Source organism: Streptomyces sp. NPDC033136 (genome assembly GCF_055578235.1).
The window spans coordinates 419,598-439,729 of the sequence record NZ_JBVIPD010000006.1 but is presented as its reverse complement, the minus strand read 5'-3'; the positions used below and the strand labels follow the sequence as shown (position 1 = coordinate 439,729).

Here is a 20,132-nt window from a genome sequence, read left to right as displayed (position 1 = left end):
CACGCCTGTGGTGGCGGGGTGGTTCGCCGAGGACGGGGACGGCTTCCGGCTGCTCGGAACCCGCTGCTCGGCGTGCGCCTCGGTCTTCTTCCCCCGCGAGGACCATCACTGCCGCAACCCCGCCTGCGCGGGCGGGGAGCTGGAGGAGGTCCCGCTGTCGCGGCGGGGGCATATTTGGTCGTACACCGACAGCCGGTATCGGCCACCGTCACCCTACGTGAGCGATCCGGAACTTTCGTGGGAACCGTGCACGTTGATCGCTGTGGAGCTCGAGGCCGAGCGGATGGTGGTGCTGGGCCAGGCGGCTCCCGGGGTCACCGTCACCGATCTGGCGGTGGGCATGGAGGTGGAGGTCGTGCCGGGCGTGCTCCACGAGGACGCGGAGACGACCTGGACGACGTGGCACTGGCGGCCGACGGGGGTGAAGGCATGAGTCAGGAGGTGGCGGTGCTCGGCGCGGGCATGCACCCGTGGGGCAAGTGGGGGCGCAGCTTCGTCGAGTACGGCGTCACAGCCGCCCGCGCGGCACTCGCCGATGCCGGGCTGGAGTGGCGGGACATCGGCTCGATCGTCGGCGCGGACACCGTGCGTGGCGGATACCCGGGGTATGTCGCCGGGGCGACCTTCGCGAAGGCACTGGGCTGGCAAGGAGCCCGGGTCACCAGCGTGTACGCGGCCTGCGCGTCCGGGGCGCAGGCCCTTGACGCCGCGCGGGCCCGGATCCTCTCCGGGCTCGGCGATGTCGTGCTCGTGGTGGGGGCCGACGCGGCTCCCAGGGGGTTCTTCCGTCCCGCGGGTGGGGACCGGCCCGACGATCCCGACTGGCTGCGGTTCCGGATCCTCGGGGCGACCAACCCCGTGTACTTCGCGCTGTACGCCCGCAGACGCATGGCTCTGCACGGTGACACACGTGACGACTTCGCACAGGTGAAGGTGAAGAACGCGGCAATGGGAGCACTGAACCCGAACGCGCGCTACCGCAACGGCGTCACCTGCGAGGAGGTCGCCGCCTCTGCTGTCGTCGCCGATCCGCTACGGCTGCTCGACATCTGCGCGACCTCCGACGGCGGTGCGGCGGTGGTGCTGTCGAGCATGGAATTCGCAACGCGACACGGGCATACGGAGCCGGTGCGCATCCGGGCCGTGTCCACGGTGACACCGCGTTACCCCAACACCGTGCCGGACCTGCCGGACATCGCCACGGACTCCGCGGCAGCGGTGGATCCACCCGGCGAGACGTTCCGCATGTCGATCGCGCGTGCGGCTTACGAGGAGGCGCACATCGGGCCGGAGGACCTGTCGCTGGCCGAGGTCTACGACCTGTCCACGGCCCTCGAACTGCAGTGGTACGAGGACTTGGGGCTGTGCGGCGAGGGCGAGGGCGTGAAGCTGCTGCGGGACGGGGGGACGGCCCTGGGCGGGCGCATACCGGTGAACGTCAGTGGTGGGCTGGCCTCCTTCGGTGAGGCGGTTCCCGCACAGGCGATAGCCCAGGTGTGCGAGCTGACCTGGCAGCTCCGGGGCGAGGCGGGTGCCCGGCAGGTCGCGGGAGCGCGCGTCGGCATCAGCGCGAACCAGGGGTTGTTCGGGCACGGATCGGCGGTGATCGCGGTGCGGTGAGCCGCAGTGGCACTGGGCCGGAGCCGATGTGGTGCCGGTCGTACAGCCGCAGCGGCAAACCGGAGAGCCCGGGACGAGGCGACGTCGAGCCGGTGGCCGACGCTGTCGGGCTGTGGCCGGGCGAGGCGCCCGTCAACCATACGCTCTGTGCCCGTGCAGGACTCTGCGTGAACGTCTCATGAACTGCGCTCGGGCGGGCAACGGTGGTGGCGGTCATGCTCCCGTGCACCCCTGGACGGACACTCTCCGCTTCGCCTTCCCACCGGTCGTCAATCTGACGGACGGCGCGGTCGCCGGACTGGAGACACTCGCCCGGCCGGAGACCGGCGACCTCCTGGCCGAGGCCCGGCTGGGCCCAGGCGGGACCAGGGGCTCGACTGCCGGCTGGCCGTCTGCGCGGTGCGCGCGGCGGTGCGCAGGGAGACCTTTGACGGTCGAGAGGGGCGTGAACTGAACCTCCTCTGGGTGGCCGAGGCCGGAGGGGCCGTCACGTAGCTCCGGACCTTCATAGCTCCGGACCGTGCCCGAGCAGGACGGCGACAGGCCCCGCATGCCGCCCGGAACCGTGCCGACCTCGTGCGGTTGAGAAACCGCCTGGTCAGGTAGATCCTGTACACGAGAAGAGCGAGGAGGTCAGGGTGACGCTGGTCGGTCGCCGATGGCGGAGTCCAGCGGAGGGCCGGACGCCCCGGCCGAGCCTCGAGCGGCGCACCAAGGCCCGCGCGAGCCACGAACAGACCTGAACAACGACCTGACCGGGCACCGCCGCAGCCGTCAACCGGCCACTTGGCCCGGCAAGAGCCCGGCCGCCGCCACATGGCCGTCAACCGTTGCGGTCGGCGACCTTGACGCTTTTGGGGTGCCGGTGAACACTTCCCGTGTCAGTCGACATCGCCGTACATACTCGGCGTATCCCGGCACTGCGGCGCGTGCGTGCGCCTGCGCCAAGGCCCGTTCCCCACGGGCGATCCGGCTGGGACGGCACGCTCGTCATGGATACAGCACGCTCGTCATGGATGCCGACGGGGCACGGGAACACCCCGCCTTCGGCTGAACCAGCCATGGGAAACGCACCCTGCACATGAGGACCGGGGCGATCGTCCCCGGGCCTGGGCCTAGGAGCCGCCATGAGCAACGTAGACATCTTCGTCGGCGAGATCATCGGCACGGCGATCCTCATCTTGTTCGGCGCGGGTGTCAACGCAGCCGTGACCCTGCGATTCTCGAAGGCCCGGGCCTCGGGCTGGATCGTCATCGCGTTCGGCTGGGGCTTCGGCGTCCTGGCCGGCGCGTACACCGCCGCCCCGTTGTCGGGCGGCCACATCAACCCCGCTGTCACACTGGGCCTGGCCGTCGACACGGGCGTGTGGGGCAAGGTCTGGGTCTACCTGCTCGGGCAGCTGGTCGGGGCGACGTTGGGCGCCGTCCTCGCGTATCTTGTCTACTTCGCCCAGTTCCAGGCCAACGTGCGGAAGACGGGCACCACGGAAGGCACGCTGGACGAGCCGGTGCCGACGCTCGGCATCTTCTCCACCATCCCCGAGATCAGGAACCCGGTCGCCAACCTGATGACGGAGATCCTCGCGACCATCGCCCTGGTGCTGCCCATCCTTGCCCTGGTCGGCGACAACCGGGTCGTCCAGGGCGTCGGCATCGGCCCGATCCCGGGCGAGGGCGCCGGCATCTACGGCTCCGGCATCTCGATCCTCCTGGTGGCCCTGCTGGTCGTCGGGATCGGTCTCTCCCTCGGTGGGCCCACCGGTTACGCGATCAACCCGGCACGTGACCTCGGTCCGCGCATCGCGCACCAGTTCCTCCCGATCCCGAACAAGGGAGCGTCCGACTGGGGGTACTCCTGGATTCCGGTGGCGGGACCTGCGGTCGGCGGAATTCTCGCGGCCCTCATCTACAACGCAGCCTTCTGACCGAGCGATCGAGAGGTAGCCATGACGGACAACGCCGAGAAGTACGTCGCCGCGATCGACCAGGGCACCACATCGAGCCGCTGCATCGTCTTCAACCAGGACGGCGCGATCGTCGCCGTCGACCAGCGCGAGCACCGCCAGATCTTCCCCAAGCCGGGCTGGGTGGAGCACGACGCCACCGAGATCTGGTCCAAGGTGCAGGCGGTCGTGGCCGGAGCGCTCGCCAAGGCCGGTCTGCGGGCTGACCAGCTGAGCGCGATGGGGATCACCAACCAGCGCGAGACGACCCTGCTGTGGGACCGCGTGACGGGCAAGCCGGTGCACAACGCCATCGTCTGGCAGGACACGCGGACGGCGGCGCTGTGCAACCAGTTGGGCGGATCGGACGGGCAGGATCGCTTCCGCGAGCAGACCGGACTGCCGCTGGCGACGTACTTCTCCGGGCCCAAGGCGGCCTGGCTGCTCGACAACGTGCCCGACCTCCGGGCGCGTGCCGAACGCGGTGAGATCGCCTTCGGCACGATGGACTCCTGGCTGATCTGGAACCTCACCGGCGGCACGGACGGCGGGCAGCATGTCACCGACGTGACCAACGCCGGACGCACCATGCTGATGAACCTGGAGACCCTCCAGTGGGACTCCTCGATCCTCTCGGCGATGAACATCCCGGAGTCCATGCTGCCCGAGATCCGCTCCTCCGCGGAGACGTACGGCACCGCGGTCGGCCAGCTGGCCGGCGTGCCCGTGGCCTCCGCGCTGGGCGACCAGCAGGCTGCCGTGTTCGGACAGGCCTGTTACGACGTGGGCACGGCGAAGAACACGTACGGCACGGGCAGCTTCCTGCTGCTCAACACGGGCAACCGCCCGGTGCCGTCGAAGAGCGGCCTGCTGACGACGATGGGGTACAAGATCGGCAGTGAGGCGCCGGTCTACTGCCTGGAGGGGTCGATAGCCATAACGGGCGCGCTGGTCCAGTGGTTCCGCGACCAGCTCGGCATCATCCGTACCGCGGACGAGATCGAGCCCCTGGCGGCGAGCGTCGAGGACAACGGCGGCGCGTACATCGTCCCGGCGTTCTCCGGTCTGTTCGCGCCGTACTGGCGCTCCGACGCGCGCGGTGTGGTCACCGGCCTCACCCGGTACGTCACGAAGGCACACCTCGCGCGCGCGGTGCTGGAGGCGACGAGCTGGCAGACGCGCGAGGTCGTGGACGCCATGTACCAGGACTCCGGGGTGCATATCACCACCCTGAAGGTCGACGGCGGCATGACGAAGAACAACCTGCTCATGCAGCACCAGGCGGACGTGCTCGACGTGCCGGTGGTGCGGCCGAAGGTCTCCGAGACGACCTGTCTGGGCGCCGCGTACGCGGCAGGTCTGGCCACCGGTGTGTGGAACGACCTGGACGAACTCAAGGCGCACTGGCAGAAGGACGTCGAGTGGACGCCGTCCATGGAGGCCTCGGTGCGGGACCGCGAGCACCACAACTGGCGCAAGGCCGTGGAGAAGAGCTTCGGCTGGGAGGAGGACGACGACAGTTAGCCACACACGCGCGTGGCTCGTCGTTTACGGCGGCGCCCGTACCCCCGTCGGCGGGGGTAGGGGCCGTGCCCGGCGGCGCTGCGCGTCAGGTCGTCACCGTCTGGCGGCGGTCGGCCGCGTAGGCCATCGCGTGCTGGACGACGCCGATGAGGGCTTCCTTGACCGACTCCCGGTCGCGGGCGTCGCACATCATGAGTGGGACGCCGTCATCGAGGTCGAGGGCCTGGCGGATGTCCTCGACGGGATAACGGGGGGCGCCCTCGAAGCAGTTGACACCGACGAGGAAGGGTATCGAGCGCCGTTCGAAGTAGTCGACTGCGGCGAAGGAGTCCTCCAGGCGGCGGGTGTCGGCGAGCACGACGGCACCGAGCGCGCCCTCGGACAGCTCGTCCCACATGAACCAGAACCGCTCCTGACCGGGCGTACCGAAGAGGTACAGCACCAGGTCCTCGCGGAGGGTGATGCGCCCGAAGTCCATGGCCACGGTCGTGGTGTGCTTGCCTTCCACACCGCTCGTGTCATCGATCGGGCGCCCGGCCTCGGTGAGCAGTTCCTCGGTGCGCAGCGGCCTGATCTCGCTGACCGCGCCGACGAGCGTGGTCTTGCCCACGCCGAAGCCGCCGGCCACCAGGATCTTGAGCGTGACGGGCTCGACCGGAGGCTTGCCGCGCTCAGAACGCCCGAAGATCATCGATCTCTTCTCCTGCTTGATGGGGGTCGGGTGACGGCCGGCCGTAGCCTCCGCCGCCGGGGGTTTCGATGACGAGTACGTCGCCGCTGAGGACATCCGCGGAGTCGCTGCCGCCCAGCTCGGTCACCGTGCCGTCGGCGTGCTCCACCCGGTTGACGCCGAGCGCGCCCGGCTCGCCGCCCGCCATGCCGTACGGAGGGACGCGACGGTGCTGGGACAGTGTGGAGACGGTCATGGGTTCCAGGAAGCGGATGCGGCGCACGGCGCCGTCCCCGCCGCGCCAGCGGCCCGCGCCGCCGCTGCCCGGCCGGACCGCGAACTCCTCGATGAGCACGGGCAGTCGCCACTCCAGGACCTCGGGGTCGGTGAGGCGAGAGTTGGTCATGTGGGTCTGGACGACGGGTGCGCCGGGAAAGCCGTCGCCCGCGCCTGAGCCGGAGGCGACGGTCTCGTAGTACTGGTGGCGTTCGTTGCCGAAGGTGACGTTGTTCATCGTCCCGGAGCCCTCGGCCTGGACGCCGAGCGCCGCGTAGAGGGCGCCAGTGACGGCCTGGGAGGTCTCCACGTTGCCCGCGACGACGGCAGCCGGGGGCTCGGGCGCGAGCAGGCACCCGGGCGGTACCACGATGCTCAGGGGGCGCAGGCAGCCGTCGTTGAGGGGGATGTCGTCGGCGACGAGGGTGCGGAAGACGTACAGGACGGCCGCGTTGACGACCGAGAAGGGCGCGTTGAAGTTGGTGGCGAGCTGCGCCGAGGTCCCTGTGAAGTCGATGGTCGCGGCACGGTTCGCGCGGTCCACCCGCACGCTCACGCGGATGACGGCGCCCGAGTCGGTCTCGTAGGCGCAGTCGCCGTCGTCGAGAGCGTCGATGACGCGGCGCACGGCTTCTTCGGCATTGTCCTGGACGTGCCGCATGTATGCCTGGACGACGTCGAGGCCGAAGTCCTCGATCATACGGCCGACCTCGTCGACGCCCTTCTGATTGGCGGCGATCTGGGCGCGCAGGTCGGCGAGGTTGGTCTTCGGGTTGCGGGACGGGTACGGAGCCTCGGTGAGGAGGCGGAGGGTCTCGCCCTCGCGGAAGCGGCCGTTCTCGGTGAGCAGCCAGTTGTCGAAGAGGACCCCCTCCTCCTCGATGCTGCGGCTGTTCGCGGGCATGGAGCCGGGGGCGATGCCGCCGATCTCGGCGTGGTGGCCGCGCGAGGCGACGTAGAAGAGGACCTCGGGGTCACTCTCCGTGTCGGTCGGCGGTGCGGTGCCGAAGACCGGGGTGATCACGGTGACGTCGGGCAGGTGGGTGCCACCGTGGTACGGGTCGTTGACGGCGTAGGTGTCGCCCGGGCGCGTGCGGGAGCCACGCCGGCGGATGACCTCCTTGACGCTCGTGCCCATCGAGCCCAGGTGGACGGGGATGTGCGGGGCGTTGGCCACCAGATTCCCGTCCGGGTCGAAGAGAGCGCAGGAGAAGTCCAGGCGCTCCTTGATGTTGACGGACTGGGCGGTGGATTCGAGGCGGGCACCCATCTGCTCGGCGATGGACATGAAGAGGTTGTTGAAGACCTCGAGCTGAACCGGGTCGACTTTCGTGTCGAGATCGGAACTCTGCGTAATCGCCGCGCGTTCCATGACCAGATGCCCGTCGTCGGTCGCGGCGGCCCACCAGCCGTCGTCGACGACGGTCGTGGAGCCGGCCTCGGCGATGATCGCGGGGCCGACGACGAGGTGGCCGGGGGAAAGGTCCTCGCGGTGGTGGAGGGGTACGTCGCGCCAGGCGCCGCCCGTGTGGAGGCGGACGGTCGGGGGCGCGGCGGGGCTGTGGTCGGAGCTGCCGTCGGCGGTGGCTCCGAAGGGGGCGAGAGCGGAGAGATCGGGGGGTTCGGTGATGCCGGTGGCTTCGACGGAGAGGGCTTCGACGACGATCGGGCGGTCGAGTGTGAAGGAGTACGTGGCGCGATGACGTTCTTCGAAGGCGTGCCGCATCGTGCCGGGCTCGGTCAGCTCGACGGTGAGGGTGGTGTCGGTGCCGTCGTAGCGGAGTTCCGCGCGGCGGGTGACCTCGATGTGCTCCTCGGGGACGTCCTCGGCGAGGAGTTCGGCGCGAGCCGCCGCCTCCAGGTCCGCGGCGGTTTCGCGGACGCCGGGCATCGAGCCGGGTTCCAGGGGTGCCTCGACGGACTGCTCGCGCATGGCGGTGGTGTCGGCGAGGCCGATGCCGAGCGCGGAGAGCACGCCGGCCATGGGCGGCACCAGGACGGTGCGGATGCCGAGGGAGTCGGCGACCATGCAGGCGTGCTGGCCGCCGGCGCCGCCGAACGTGGTGAGGGCGTAGCGGGTGATGTCGTGGCCCTGCTGGACGGAGATCCGCTTCACGGCGGACGCGATGTTGGCCACGGCGATCTGCAGGTAGCCCTCGGCGACCTGCTCCGGGGTGCGATCGTCGCCGGTCCGCTCGCCGATGTCGCGTGCGAGGGTGGTGAAGCGGTCCCGGACGAGCGCCTCGTCCAGGGGCTCGTCGCCGTGCGCGCCGAACACCTGCGGGAAGTGTGCGGGCTGGATGCGGCCGAGCATGACGTTGGCGTCGGTGACGGCGAGCGGGCCACCGCCGCGGTAGCAGGCGGGCCCCGGGTCCGCGCCCGCCGAGTCCGGCCCTACGCGGTACCGGGAGCCGTCGAAGTGCAGGACCGAGCCACCACCGGCGGCGACGGTGTGGATGTCCAGCATGGGGGCGCGCAACCGGACGCCGGCGATCTGGCTGGTGAAGACGCGTTCGTACGCGCCCGTGAAGTGGGAGACGTCGGTGGAGGTGCCGCCCATGTCGAAGCCGATGACGCGGTCGAAGCCGGCGAGCTGCGACATACGGGCCATGCCGACGATGCCACCGGCCGGCCCGGAAAGGATGGCGTCCTTCCCGCGGAACTGCCCGGCCTCGGTAAGACCGCCGTTGGACTGCATGAACATCAGCCGGACGCCTTCGAGCTCGTCGGCGACGTGCCGGACGTAGCGGCGCAGGACGGGCGAGAGGTAGGCGTCGACGACGGCGGTGTCTCCGCGCGGGACGAGTTTCATCAGGGGGCTGGCCTCGCTGGAGAGCGAGATCTGCGGGAAACCGATGCGGGCTGCGAGTTCCCCGACGGCCTGCTCGTGGGCGGGGTGACGGTGACTGTGCATACAGACCACGGCGACGGCCCGGATCCCGTCGTCGTACGCCTCCTGGAGGGGCCCCGCGAGGGCGTCCAGGTCGGGAGCGCGCAGGACGGTGCCGTCGGCGGCGATGCGCTCGTCGACCTCGACGACCCGTTCGTACAGCAGCTCGGGCAGCTCGATGCGGCGGGCGAAGATGCTCGGGCGGTTCTGGTAGGCGATGCGCAGGGAGTCGCGGAAGCCGCGGGTGACGAGCAGCAGGGTGCGCTCGCCCGTGCGCTCCAGGAGCGCGTTGGTGGCGACCGTGGTCCCCATGCGTACGGTCTCGATGGGATCACCGGAGCCGTCCAGCAGGGTACGCACGCCCTCGACCGCCGCGTCGGCGTAGCGCGCGGGGTTGTCCGAGAGCAGCTTGTGCGTGAGCAGCCGGCCGTCCGGGCGCCGCGCGACGACGTCGGTGAAGGTGCCGCCTCGGTCGACCCAGAACTGCCAGCCAGTCACGTCAGTACCCCGCTTCCGCGCTGCTCACAGCGCCCGGAGGCCGTTGATCACGTCGCGCAGAATACTCTCGTCCGGCAGTTCGGCAGGGGGGACGGGCCGGTTCACATGGACGAACTCCGCGTCCACGAGATCTCCGACGAGGACCCGTACCACCCCGATCGGCAGGTCGAGTTCCGCTGCGAGTTCGGCGACCGACTGCGGGACGTCACGGCACAGTTCGACGATGTCCACGTGCTCCGGGGAGAGCATGTGGTCGGCCTCGGGGTCGTCCGCGTGCGGTTCCGTGACCACGACCGCGATCAGGTCCAGGCGATGCTGGCCCTGGCTGCTGGTGCGGCCGCGGGTCATGGCGTACGGACGGACGACCGGTCCGGCCTCGTCGTCGAACCAGTGGCTTCTTCCCTGACCGTCAGCGCTCATGTCATTCCACTACCCGCCTGCGGGCAGATCGGTGCGCGGAGCGGCGCCCAGATGCACACCCACCCGCTTGACGAGGAGCGTCATCTCGTAGGCGACCTGGCCGACGTCGGAGTCGGCGTCCGAGAGCACGGCGAGGCAGCTGCCGTCGCCGGCGGCCGTCACGAACAGGAAGGCGTCGTCGAGCTCGACGACCGTCTGGCGGACGTTGCCAGCCTCGAAGTGGCGTCCCACACCCTTGGCGAGGCTGTGGAAGCCGGAGGCGACGGCAGCGAGGTGCTCACTGTCCTCCCTGGTCAGGTCCTTGGACACGCCCGTCGGCAATCCGTCGCCGGAGAGCACGAGGGCCTTGCGGATGCTCGCGACGCGGTTCACCAGGTCGTCGAGGAGCCAGTTCAGCTCGCCCGTGTTGGTCGTGGTGTGGCCGGTCGCCTTCGGTGCGGTCATCGACCGTCCCCCTCTGTCGTTCCTTGTCGTGCTGTGCCGCTGTGGGCGGCATCGCCCGCGGCGTTCTCCTCACGGCCGCGCTGCCAGCCGCGCTGGAGCGAGGCCATGCGGCTGCGTACTTCCTCGGCGTCGCGTTCGACGGGCTCGGCCGTGTTCTCCGTACGCGGTTCTGTAGTCCGCTTCAGCTGCGGGGCCAGGTTGGCCTGCCGGACGCGGCGGGGCAGGGGCGCGGTGCCGGATCCGGGCTGGGGTGCGGAGCCGGTCCCCCGGGGCACGGCACCGGAGCCGGCCTCGTGGCGCGGGGGTCCGCCGGTGGCACCCTGCGGAGAGCCGGGGCGGTGGCCGGGTGCGTCCGGGCCGTTGGAAGCGATCTCCGCGCGGCGGTTCCGCCTGGGAAGAGCGGACTGCTCCGAGCGGTCACCGAGGGGCGAGACCGGGGACTCGGTGTGCTCCTCGGCGCGGCCTGCCGAGCCGATGCCACGGCGAGTGGAGTCCGTACCCCGGCGGCGGGCCGGCAGCGGCGGCGGTGCGTCCGGCTGTGCCTCACCGCGTCGGCTTCCGGTCGTGGACGTCTCGCTGCGGCGGCGGGCCGGAAGGGCGGACGCGGGCTCGGGGCCGGACCGGTCGCTCGCGGAGTCCTCGCTCCGGCGCCTCGGCGGGAGCGCGGCTGCGGCGCCCGTTTCCGTGCGGCCCGCGCCCGGGGCGGTCTCCTCGTCGGACCTGCCCCTCCGGGGGCGCTGCTCGGTGACCGGGCGGCCGTGCGAGCTGACCAGCTTGGGGGTGTGGCGGCGGGGCAGCTGGACCGGTGCGCCCAGCTCGTCGCCGGCGTCCGTCCGGTCCCGGCCGCCGCTGGCGTCGGCGGCCGTCTCGTCCTCGGCTCGGGTGAGGGAGTGGCGGCGTGGGCGGAACAGGCCGCCGTGCTCGCTGTCCTCGTCCTCCAGGGCGCCGGGGAAGTCGCCGACGGTGTCCAGGCCAACCGGGCCCTCCAGCTCGACCGGTCCGTTCAGAAGGGAGGCCGGCAGGCCGGGCCGCTGGGCGGAGGCCGGGGACAGCGCGGCGCGGCGGGCGTCCTGCGGCTCGCTCTCCGGGGCCAGCTGGGGGCGGTCGAGCCGGAAGCCGATGCCGTTGGTGTCCGGGACGTCGTCCGTCAGCAGCGCGTCGGGGATGAAGACGACCGCGGTGGTGCCGCCGTACGGGGAGGGCTGCAGGGAGACCCGGACGTTCTGGCGCTGGGCGAGACGGCTGACCACGAACAGACCGAGCCGGTCCGTGTCGGACAGTTCGAACTCCGGTGTCTCGGCGAGCCGGAGGTTGGCGTCCAGGAGCGCTTCGGCGGCCATTCCGAGGCCACGGTCGTGGATCTCCAGGGTGAAGCCGTTGGCGACCCGCTCGCCCAGGACCTGGACCGCGGTGTGCGGCGGCGAGAAGACGGTGGAGTTCTCCAGGAGTTCGGCCACGAGATGCGTGAGGTCGGCGACGGCCGGGCCGGTGACGGCGACACGCGGGAGGCGGCGGACCTCGATGCGCTCGTAGTCCTCGACCTCGGCGACGGCGGCGCGAACGACGTCCATGAGCTGGACCGGCTTGCGCCACTGGCGGGAGGGCGCGGCGCCGGAGAGGATCACCAGGCCCTCGGCGTGCCGGCGCATGCGGGTCGTCAGGTGATCGAGGCGGAAGAGGTCGGCGAGTTCCTCGGTGTCCTCGGTCCTGCGCTCCATGGCGTCGAGCAGGGTGAGCTGCTTGTGGAGCAGGACCTGGCTGCGGCGCGCGAGGTTGACGAAGACCTCGGAGACGCCGGCGCGCAGTTCGGCCTGCTTGACGGCGGCCTCGACGGCGGCGCGCTGCAGGGTGTTGAGGGCTTGGCCGACCTCGCCCATCTCGTTCTTGTCGTACTCCAGGCGCGGGACCTCGGTCTCGACGTCAACCTGCTCGCCTGCCGAGAGGCGGCGCATCACGCTGGGGAGCCGCACCCCGGAGGCTTCGTGGGCATCCAGGCGCAGCTGGCGCAGATCGCGGATGAGGGTGCGGCCGACGCGCACGGAGAGGAAGAGGGAGAGCAGGAGCGCGATCAGTCCGAGTGCGCCGGCGATGACCGCCTTGGCGATGACGCCCACGGCCACGGGGTGGACGCGGTCCTGGTAGCGGTCGTTGGCTTGGTCGTTGAGGGTGCCGAGTTCGTCGAGCACGTTGCCGGCGGCGCTGTCCCAGCTCTTCGCGGTGATGCCGCGGGGTGTTCCGGCGCCGGAGGAGAGGGCTGCTTCCTCGGCTACGCGCAGGGGCGCGGAGGAGGCGTTCTTCCAGAAGCTTTCGTAGCGGTCGCGTTCCGCCACGGGCAGCAGCTGGAGGTTGACGTCGTACATCAGGGTGCGCTGGGCCACGAGGTCGGAGATGTCGCGCTCTTCGGAGTGGGAGATCTTGCCGACGATCAGGGCGGAGCCGAGGAGGGCGTCCTCGCGGGAGAGCAGTTCGCGGGCACGGGCGAGATTGACCAGCGCGCGGTACTGCTTGTCCAGTTCGACGTTGTCGACCACGTGCAGGTTGGTGAGGAGGACGTAGCAGGGGTCGACCAGCCGGTTGTAGAGGTCGAGGGCCTGGGAGCGGTTGACGGTGCCGTCCTCGACGCTGCGGCGCAGCGACTCGATGCCTTCGAAGGCGTCCAGGACCGCGGTCAGCCGCTCGTCCGTGTCCTCGCCCATCGCGTCGCGCACGTCGGGGTTCCGGGCGTTCTCGCGAATGCCGCCGACAGCCTTGTCGGTGGCGGTGCGGCTGCGCCGGAGTGCGGCGAGCCCGTCGGAGGCGCGGGGGTCGGCGAGATAGACGAGGGTCTGGCGGCGTTCCTCCTGGAGGACACGGACGGTGTCCTCGATGGGGTAACCGATCTCCTCGACCACGGTCGACACGTTGAACAGGTCGCCCGCCTCACGCCCCGTGAGCACCGTGGCGAAGGTCCAGATCGCCGTCAGGGACACCAGCGGCACGAGAAGCAGCGCCACGATCTTCCGGCGGATGGACTTCCCGCGAAAGCGCATGGCCTCCCCCTGCTCGGGCCCCCGGGGCTACCGGGGGTACACATGTGCGTCAACAAACGGCGCGAGCCTACTACCGACGCACGGGGAACTCGAAGACCGGTCCGGAAGCTGAACTTCCGCGCCAGCCACGAGGCATGGTGAGTTGTCCGGGCATTGCGTGAGTTGTCTCCCCGGAACCCATGGTGGTCACACCGGCCAATCCTCGTGGACGGCCAGGGCGGTTGGCTGAAAATCATCGGTTCTTGGGAATCTTCGTGAGGGGTTGTTCGTCCTTCTCTACGGGAAATGGGGGCGGAATGGGCCACAGGAGCCGCATCCCGCAACCGGGCGGCGTAAGAGAGCGCAAGCCGGGCAGCCGCTGGGGAGCACGGGTCTTCGGATGCGAGCGAGCGGTCTGCTGGCGGTGGGGAGTGACACGGTGATGGGCACGGCGGAGCGGCGCGAGACGCTCGGAACGGGTGGGGCGCGGGTGACGGGGCATCGGGATGCCGAGGCGACCGTTCGCGACGATCCGGATGACGTGACAGAGAGCACAGCGCCTGGAGCAATGGCACAGGCTCACGAACTGGGCAGTGACGGGGGCGAGCGGCAGCACTACCGGCCCCTGTGGGTCGAGGAGCCGGCGAGGCGGCGCCGGTTGCCGGATCCGGTCCGGACGGCGGCCGTGCGGGCGGTCCTCCTCATAGCGGTGACGCTGATCCAGGCGATGGTGGCCTTTCTGTGCACCATGGCCGGGTCCTGGCTGGCGTTCCCCGTGGTCATCAGCAGTGTGGTCAGTACGGTCGTGGCCACCTGGGGAGCGCTCGACGTGTGGGTGACCCGCCAGGTATGGAACCAGCGCAACGGCGTGGTCTCCGTGCCGAGCAGCACAGCGCGGGCGCTGCGACGCGAGCGGCGCCGCACCGGGCGACAGGCAGGCGCCGCCGAGCGGGCTCAGGGGCGGATAGGCCGGCGGGGTGGGGCCGGGCAGTTGTCGCATTCGTGAAGTGAGCTGCGTGAAGTGAGAGGCGTGAAGTGAGGCGGGGGCCGAGGTCCTGACGAGATGGCCGGTACTGGCACTCAGGAACTCGGCCGGTTCCGGGACCTGACGAGGCGGGCGGCACCAGGATTCAGGGCGCCGGCCGGTCGGCCCCGGCCGGCGCCCCCTCACCGTGCGGCGCCAGGCGAGGGGCGGGTTTTCGCTGGGCCGCTGGGGGGCCTGCCGGTCAACGTCCTGGCCGTGCTGTCCGGCGCTGCCACGACGCCCATCCCTGATCAACCGGTGGCCGGCGCGGGGCGTTTGTACATCCTCGTCGCCGTGATCTCGCTGTGGACCGCCTCCCCCGCCTGGGGCTGCGGCGGCAGGCCCGGCCGGAGGTGTTCCTCGACGCTGATGTACTTGAGACCGGCCCTCAGGTCGGCGTCGTTGCGCATCCGGATGACCAGGGGGAACTCGGCGAGCGCCGTGGTGTCGAACAGGCCGGTGGTGTACAGGAGCTGGACGCCCAGGGCGTCCGACACCGCCCGCTGGAGTTCCAGCAGGTATGTGGCGTTGGCGCGGCCGATGGGGTTGTCGAGGAACAGCGTGCCGGCGTGCCGGTGCTTGTCGCGGCCCCGGTCGTTCGAGCGCAGCGCCGCCATCGTGCAGTACAGGGCGATGGCGGCGGTGAGGAGCTGGCCGCCTGAGAAGACATCGCCCATCTGCCCGACGGGGACCCGCTCGGCGCGCAGTACCGCGTCGGGCTTGAGGATCTCGACGGCGACGCCCTTGGGCTGCAGAGCCGCCGCGACACCCCGCAGCAGCAGGGACATGCCGTCCCGCCGCAGGTCCGAGTTCTTCTTGACGGCGGCCCGGGTCGCGTCGTCGATGACCTCGCCGAGCCGCTCGGTGAGCGTGGCCTGGTCGGGCTCCTCGAAGCGGATGCGCAGGAACTCCTGCCCCGACCACTCGCCGAGGCCCTCCGGCAGCCGGGAGAGCCGCTGGGCGGAGCGCAGCGTGGCCAGGGCCGACTCGACCAGGCCGCGCAGCCGGTCCACGATCGAGTCGCGGTTGCGCTCCAGCTGCGCCAGCTCGTCGGTGAGGACCCGGAGCCGGGGCGCGAAGGCGTCGGCCCACTTCTGGGCGTGCTCGGGCAGCGCGGAGGCGGGCAGTTCGCGGATCTGCTGCCGTGCCGGGGTGCGTACCTGCTCGTAGCGCGTGGAGTTGGCGTGCCGGACGAGGATGTCGCTGGCCTCCCGGACGGCCGCCTCGGCGGCCGACAGGTCGGCGGCGCAGCCGCGCAGCGAACGGCGGCCCTCGGCCGCCGACTTCCGGGCCTCCTCCGGGCTGCCGGGGTACGGCTCCGTCTCCTCCTGCTCCTCCTCGGTGCTGTGCTCGCGCAGCAGGTCACGGAGCATGGCGGCGATCTCGTCGAAGCCGCTCGCCGCGTCCTCGGCGGCGCGGTGGGCGTCGAGGAGTTCGGCGTGTGCCTCGCGGGCCTGGTTCAGCGCCTCGGTACGGGAGGCGAGTTCGGCGGTGGCGGTGCGCAGCAGGATCTGCGCGTGCTCGGCGTCGCGCGGCTGGAGTTCCTCGGGGAGGTCGGTGTGGGCCTCGCCGTCCTCGGGCGCGAGCCGTTCGGCCTCGCCGCGCAGCCGCCCGAGCTGCTCGCTCGCGCTCGACATACGGGTCTCCAGGAGCTGCACCAGCTCCTCGGCACGGGCGGCGGCGGCCTGGCGGCTGGGTCCGTCGGAGCCGTCGGGGGATTCGAGGAGCTGCTCCGCGCGCGTGCGGACCTTGTTGCTCAGCCGGTCCAGTTCCGCGCGCGCCGCGCTCTCGTCGCTCTCGGCACGGGCCTGCTCGGCCCGCAGGTCGGCCCCCACACCGACCTTCTCGTACACCTGGGACGCGGCCCGGTAGGCCTCACGCAGCGCGGGCAGGGAGGCCTTCGAGGCCTGGGCGTCGTCCTCGGGTACGTCGTCGGGGGCGCCCGCGATCTCGGACCGCTCGGCGCGCAGGGCGCGGGCGGTGCGGCGGGCGTCGTCGGCGGCGCGCTGGGCGGCCCGCCGGTCCTCGTCGGCGGCCCGGGCCCGTTCCAGGCAGGCCTGGGCGCCCGCCTCGGACTCGGCAGCCTCGTCGGCCAGTTCGCGCAGCTTGACCTGCCAGCCGGCCCGCTCGCGCAGCCGGAAGGCGAGTCCGGCGAGGGCGTCGGCGGAGCGGCGGGCCTTCTGCGCGGCCTCCTGCCGCTCGTCGCGGACGCGGGCGGCCTCGGCGGCCGCCTCGTCGGCCTCGGCCCGCACCGTGCGGGCCTCGGCCAGTTCGGCCTCCGACTCCTCGGCGAACGCCCGGGAGTCGTGCGCCGCCCGGCCCAGTTCGGCCAGCCGGCCGGCCGGGCAGCCGGTGCGCCAGGAGGCCAGCCGGGCGGCCAGCTCGCGGTCCTTGCCGAGCCGGACGGCGAGCGTGCGGATCTCCTCGTCCCGCTCGGTCGCCCGGGCGCGCAGGGCCTGCCGCTCCTCGTCGGCGGCGTGTTCGTCGTGCATGGCCGGGTTCGGCGGCACGAGGAACACGTCGCCGCTGCCGGTGTCCGGGGCGAGCAGGGCGGCGGCCGTTCCGACCGCCACGGCGGAGCGGGGCAGCAGCGCCGCGTCGCCCAGTGCCTCCCGGGCGCGTGCGTGGGAGTCGGGGTCGGTGATGATCACACCGTCGACGAGTTCGGGGCGGGCGGCCAGCACGCGCGCGTGATCGGCCGGGTCGACGGCCTGGGCGAGGTAGCGCCAGCCGGGCAGCGCGGGGATGCCCTGCTCGCCGAGGAACTCGACCGTGGCCAGCACGTCCGGGCCGGGCGGCAGCAGCCCGCCGTCACCGAGCGCACCGAGGATGCGGGAGTCGTCGGCGGCGGCCGTACGCAGGTCGAACAGCTGGCGTTCGGCGGAGCTGACGGCGTCGTCGAGCAGTTCGCGCAGGTCGTCGGCGAAGCGGTCGAGTTCCTCGGGGCTGAGTCCCTGCTCGCCCAGGACGGGCCGGGTGGCGGGCTCGCCGTCCGTGCCGTGGCGGGGCTTCGGGATTCCCGGGCGGGTCTCGGGGGGCAGGCTGAGCAGTTCCGCGAGCCGCTCCTCCCCCGCCAGCGCCTCGGCGGTGCGGCGCTCGGCCTCGTAGGACCGCTCGGCCGCTGTGGCGGCGTCCGCCGCGCGGGCCGCGGTCAGTTCCGCGCGGCTCTCGGTTGCGGCGGCCTCGCGCGCGTGCTCGGTCGCCCGGCGGGACGCTTCGCGGGCGGAGTCCCAGGCCGCGACGGCGGTCTTCTCGGCATCGCTGGCGGCGAGGGCCGCGCGGGCCGGGTCGGCGTCCGGCGCGCTGTCGTCGAGCCAGCCGGCCCGGACCGCCTCGGCGGTCTCCTGTTCGACCTCGACGAGGCGCTGCTTGAGGTGCCCGACCTCACTGCGGGCACGCTGGGCCTGGGTGGCGGCGGCTGTGGAGTCCCGGTAGGCGGCGTCGCTGACCTCCTGAAGGGCGGCGGAGCGCTCCTCCTCCTCGTTGGCGTGGCTCTCCGCCTTCTCCGCGGCAGCGTGCAGGGCCCGTACGAGGTCGACGGCGGCCTGGGAGCGGGCGGCCAGCGCCGGGGCGGCGTCCCGCTCCGCCTCCTGGATCGCGGCGGACACCCTGGCGACGCGGTCGGAGGCGGCTCGGTGGCGCAGCACGGCCTCGGCGGCCTGCCACGCCGCGTACAGGGTGCGGGCGTCGGCGAGCTCGCGCTTCTGTGCGGCGGCGGTCTTCTCGGCGGCGGCCAGCGCCAGGGAGGCGTGCCGGTAGGCGAGTTCGGCGGAGATCAGCGCGCTGCGCTCGCGGGCCGCCTCGGCATGGGTGACGGCGTACGCGGCGGCGGTGACCCGCTGTGCCAGGTCGGCGGCCCGGGCCCGCTCCCGCACGCCGCGCGCGGACAGCCTGCGGGCCAGGGCCCGGGTACGGCGCTCGGCTGCGGCGTGGATGTCACGCGCGCGTGAGCGGGCCTCGGCGGCCTCGACGATCCGTCCGAGCAGGTCCACGGACCCGGCGGTGAAGTCGCGTTCGGCGATGAGCTCGGCACGCCGGCCCAGCTTGTTGCCGAAGCCGCTGACCAGGTCGGCGAGCCCGTCGGTGTCGCGCGTGTCGGTGACGGCGCGCAGCAGCAGGTCTGTGAAGTCGGCGTCCTTCTTGACCGCGAAGAGACCGGCGGCCTCGCCTTCGTCGGCGTTCATCTCCCGCTGGTAGCGGAAGAGTTCGGGGTCGAGACCGAGGTCGCCCAAGTGCTCGATCCAGCGGTCGTGGATCTCCTCCCAGTGCACCTCCAGGTGCGGGTACGTCTTGCCCGCCTCCGTGAGGGCGTCGCGGAAGCCCTTCATGGTGCGCCGCCGCCCGCGGGCGCCGGACTGGCCCTCGGCCGGGGCGCGTACGGCGGTGGACTCGGCGACGGGGAGGTTGTCGAGGCTCAGTCCGGGGCCGGGCCGGAACGAGTACCAGGCCTCGGCGAACTTGCGCGGGTCGTTGGAGACCTGCCGCCCGCGCCATTCACTGACCTTGCCGACGACGACGCACTCGCCGGTCAGCACGTGCTGCCACTCCAGCGCGACGTGGCCGCAGTCGTCGGCGAGCAGGAACTTGCGCAGCACACCGGAGCTGGCGCCGCCGAGCGTGTTCCGGTGGCCCGGCAACATCACGGAGAAGATCAGCTTGAGCAGCACCGACTTGCCGCCGCCGTTCTCCAGGAACAGCACGCCCGCGGGCGCGGGCCGGCGCGGCGGGCCGACGGGCTCCTCCTCGAAGAACTCCGCCTGTGCGGGCGCGGGGTCGGGCACGATCTCGCCCACGCCCCGCAGGTCAAGCACGGTGTCGGCGTAGCGCGCACCGGCGGGTCCGATGGAGTAGAGGCGGACCCGGGACAGCTCGTACATGGCGGACTCTCGTAAGCCTTCGTGAGGTGGGGGTTCAGGAGGAGTGGAACGGCAGCCCGGCGTCGGCGACCAGCTCCAGGTCGTCGCTCTCCTCGGGGGGCATAAGCGTCGGTGTGCCGTCGGTGACCGGGACGACGCCCAGCTCCAGCAGCTCGGCGAGAGCGGCGCTGCCGGCCATGTCGCGCACCTGGAGCTGGTAGCGGGCAGTCGTGCGGTACGTGCCGCCGTTGTCGTCGCCGGTGCGCTGCAGGAATCCGGAGTCGGTGAGGAACGCGACGGCCTTGGCGACGATGCCGGTGGTCGAACCGGCGAGCCGGCGCGCGTCCTTGGTGGCGCCGGTCGCGCTGCGCCGCACCCAGATCCGCCAGGCGGCCTCCAGGCCGGGCGCGCCGGTGGCCGGGTCGGTGTTCTCGCCCTGTTCGGCGGCGCGCTCCTCCAGACGGCGGCAGGCCTGGCGCACGAAGGCGTCGACTCCGTTGACCGTGACCCGGCCGATGTAGCCGTCGTCGGCGAGGTCCTCCGGTCGCGGGAACGCCATGGCGGCGACGGCGAGATGGGCGAGCCCGTGCAGGAACCGGTCGCCGCCGTCGGCGGACGTACGACGCGCGTAGTCGCCCATGCGGACGGCGAACACCGAGTCCTCGGCGGCGGTCACGGCCATGCCCGCGCGCGGGGACACCTCCAGCACGATCAGCCCCAGCCCGGTCGCCACGGCGTCGGCCAGCCGCGCGAACGGCGGGTCCTCCCGGTACCGCCGCAACAGGTCCGCGTACTCCTGGTCACGGGCGGGCTGCAGTTTGGGCTGGAGCCCGAAGGACACGAGCCGCGCCGCGTCGGCGGCGTCGGCGGGAGTGATGGCGGCCGGGGCCGTCGGGGCCGGCCCTTCCGGCTCACTCCACTCGACATGCTCGCTCACGGTCGGGACTCCTCGTGCCACT

General features: G+C 72.0%; 12 protein-coding genes and 1 pseudogene. 6 read left to right on the top strand and 7 right to left on the bottom strand.

The features are described 5' to 3' along the window. Positions 1 to 7: 7 nt before the first annotated feature. From ACZ5TL_RS14890 to glpK, 5 genes and pseudogenes are all read left to right on the top strand, one after another. Positions 8 to 433, top strand: a complete 426-nt coding sequence (locus ACZ5TL_RS14890) for a Zn-ribbon domain-containing OB-fold protein (RefSeq protein WP_468590046.1) — start codon at positions 8 to 10, stop codon at positions 431 to 433. Continuing rightward, positions 430 to 1,620 (top strand): lipid-transfer protein, encoded by a 1,191-nt coding sequence (locus ACZ5TL_RS14885; protein WP_468590005.1) that lies wholly within the window; start codon positions 430 to 432, stop codon positions 1,618 to 1,620. Before ACZ5TL_RS14890 ends, ACZ5TL_RS14885 begins: the two co-directional genes overlap by 4 nt. A gap of 223 nt (positions 1,621 to 1,843) precedes the next feature. Further along, positions 1,844 to 2,046, top strand: a pseudogene (locus tag ACZ5TL_RS14880) (diguanylate cyclase); the annotation flags it as partial. 701 nt (positions 2,047 to 2,747) lie between these two features. After that, positions 2,748 to 3,545 (top strand): MIP/aquaporin family protein, encoded by a 798-nt coding sequence (locus tag ACZ5TL_RS14875; protein ID WP_468590004.1) that lies wholly within the window; start codon positions 2,748 to 2,750, stop codon positions 3,543 to 3,545. Positions 3,546 to 3,566: 21 nt separating this feature from the next. Further along, positions 3,567 to 5,087, top strand: a complete 1,521-nt coding sequence (glpK, locus tag ACZ5TL_RS14870) for a glycerol kinase GlpK (protein WP_468590003.1) — start codon at positions 3,567 to 3,569, stop codon at positions 5,085 to 5,087. Positions 5,088 to 5,172: 85 nt separating this feature from the next. On the opposite strand, the gene ACZ5TL_RS14865 is transcribed toward glpK, so the two are convergent. The 5 genes from ACZ5TL_RS14865 to ACZ5TL_RS14845 are packed head-to-tail and all read right to left on the bottom strand — an operon-like array spanning position 5,173 to position 13,314. Further along, the gene (locus ACZ5TL_RS14865) at positions 5,173 to 5,778 is read right to left on the bottom strand and encodes a GTP-binding protein (protein ID WP_468590002.1); all 606 of its coding nucleotides are present in this window, start codon (positions 5,776 to 5,778) and stop codon (positions 5,173 to 5,175) included. Next, positions 5,759 to 9,421, bottom strand: coding sequence for a hydantoinase B/oxoprolinase family protein (locus tag ACZ5TL_RS14860; RefSeq protein WP_468590001.1), 3,663 nt, complete (start codon positions 9,419 to 9,421; stop codon positions 5,759 to 5,761). The genes ACZ5TL_RS14865 and ACZ5TL_RS14860 overlap by 20 nt, the downstream gene beginning before the upstream one ends. A 24-nt stretch (positions 9,422 to 9,445) precedes the next feature. Further along, a complete protein-coding gene (locus tag ACZ5TL_RS14855; protein WP_010046285.1) occupies positions 9,446 to 9,841 on the bottom strand; it encodes a DUF742 domain-containing protein in 396 nt (131 codons plus the stop codon). 9 nt (positions 9,842 to 9,850) lie between these two features. After that, the gene (locus tag ACZ5TL_RS14850; protein WP_468590000.1) at positions 9,851 to 10,285 is read right to left on the bottom strand and encodes a roadblock/LC7 domain-containing protein; all 435 of its coding nucleotides are present in this window, start codon (positions 10,283 to 10,285) and stop codon (positions 9,851 to 9,853) included. Continuing rightward, entirely contained in the window at positions 10,282 to 13,314 is a 3,033-nt protein-coding gene (locus ACZ5TL_RS14845) for a nitrate- and nitrite sensing domain-containing protein (protein ID WP_468589999.1), read from the bottom strand. Before ACZ5TL_RS14845 ends, ACZ5TL_RS14850 begins: the two co-directional genes overlap by 4 nt. A 421-nt stretch (positions 13,315 to 13,735) precedes the next feature. Here ACZ5TL_RS14845 and ACZ5TL_RS14840 point away from each other — a divergent pair, with 421 nt between their 5' ends. Then, on the top strand, positions 13,736 to 14,299 hold the full coding sequence (locus tag ACZ5TL_RS14840) for a hypothetical protein (protein ID WP_468589998.1): 564 nt from the start codon (positions 13,736 to 13,738) through the stop codon (positions 14,297 to 14,299). 269 nt (positions 14,300 to 14,568) lie between these two features. On the opposite strand, the gene ACZ5TL_RS14835 is transcribed toward ACZ5TL_RS14840, so the two are convergent. Continuing rightward, entirely contained in the window at positions 14,569 to 19,194 is a 4,626-nt protein-coding gene (locus ACZ5TL_RS14835) for a coiled-coil domain-containing protein (protein ID WP_468589997.1), read from the bottom strand. 34 nt (positions 19,195 to 19,228) lie between these two features. Continuing rightward, the gene (locus ACZ5TL_RS14830; RefSeq protein WP_468589996.1) at positions 19,229 to 20,110 is read right to left on the bottom strand and encodes a hypothetical protein; all 882 of its coding nucleotides are present in this window, start codon (positions 20,108 to 20,110) and stop codon (positions 19,229 to 19,231) included. Between the last annotated feature and the right edge of the window lie 22 nt (positions 20,111 to 20,132).

Bases quoted from the DNA above. Each gene is read 5' to 3' on its own strand.
- ACZ5TL_RS14885 (WP_468590005.1), top strand. From the start codon at position 430: ATGAGTCAGGAGGTGGCGGTGCTCGGCGCGGGCATGCACCCGTGGGGC.
- ACZ5TL_RS14875 (WP_468590004.1), top strand. From the start codon at position 2,748: ATGAGCAACGTAGACATCTTCGTCGGCGAGATCATCGGCACGGCGATC.
- glpK (WP_468590003.1), top strand. From the start codon at position 3,567: ATGACGGACAACGCCGAGAAGTACGTCGCCGCGATCGACCAGGGCACC.
- ACZ5TL_RS14865 (WP_468590002.1), bottom strand. From the start codon at position 5,778: ATGATCTTCGGGCGTTCTGAGCGCGGCAAGCCTCCGGTCGAGCCCGTC.
- ACZ5TL_RS14855 (WP_010046285.1), bottom strand. From the start codon at position 9,841: ATGAGCGCTGACGGTCAGGGAAGAAGCCACTGGTTCGACGACGAGGCC.
- ACZ5TL_RS14850 (WP_468590000.1), bottom strand. From the start codon at position 10,285: ATGACCGCACCGAAGGCGACCGGCCACACCACGACCAACACGGGCGAG.
- ACZ5TL_RS14845 (WP_468589999.1), bottom strand. From the start codon at position 13,314: ATGCGCTTTCGCGGGAAGTCCATCCGCCGGAAGATCGTGGCGCTGCTT.
- ACZ5TL_RS14840 (WP_468589998.1), top strand. From the start codon at position 13,736: ATGGGCACGGCGGAGCGGCGCGAGACGCTCGGAACGGGTGGGGCGCGG.
- ACZ5TL_RS14835 (WP_468589997.1), bottom strand. From the start codon at position 19,194: ATGTACGAGCTGTCCCGGGTCCGCCTCTACTCCATCGGACCCGCCGGT.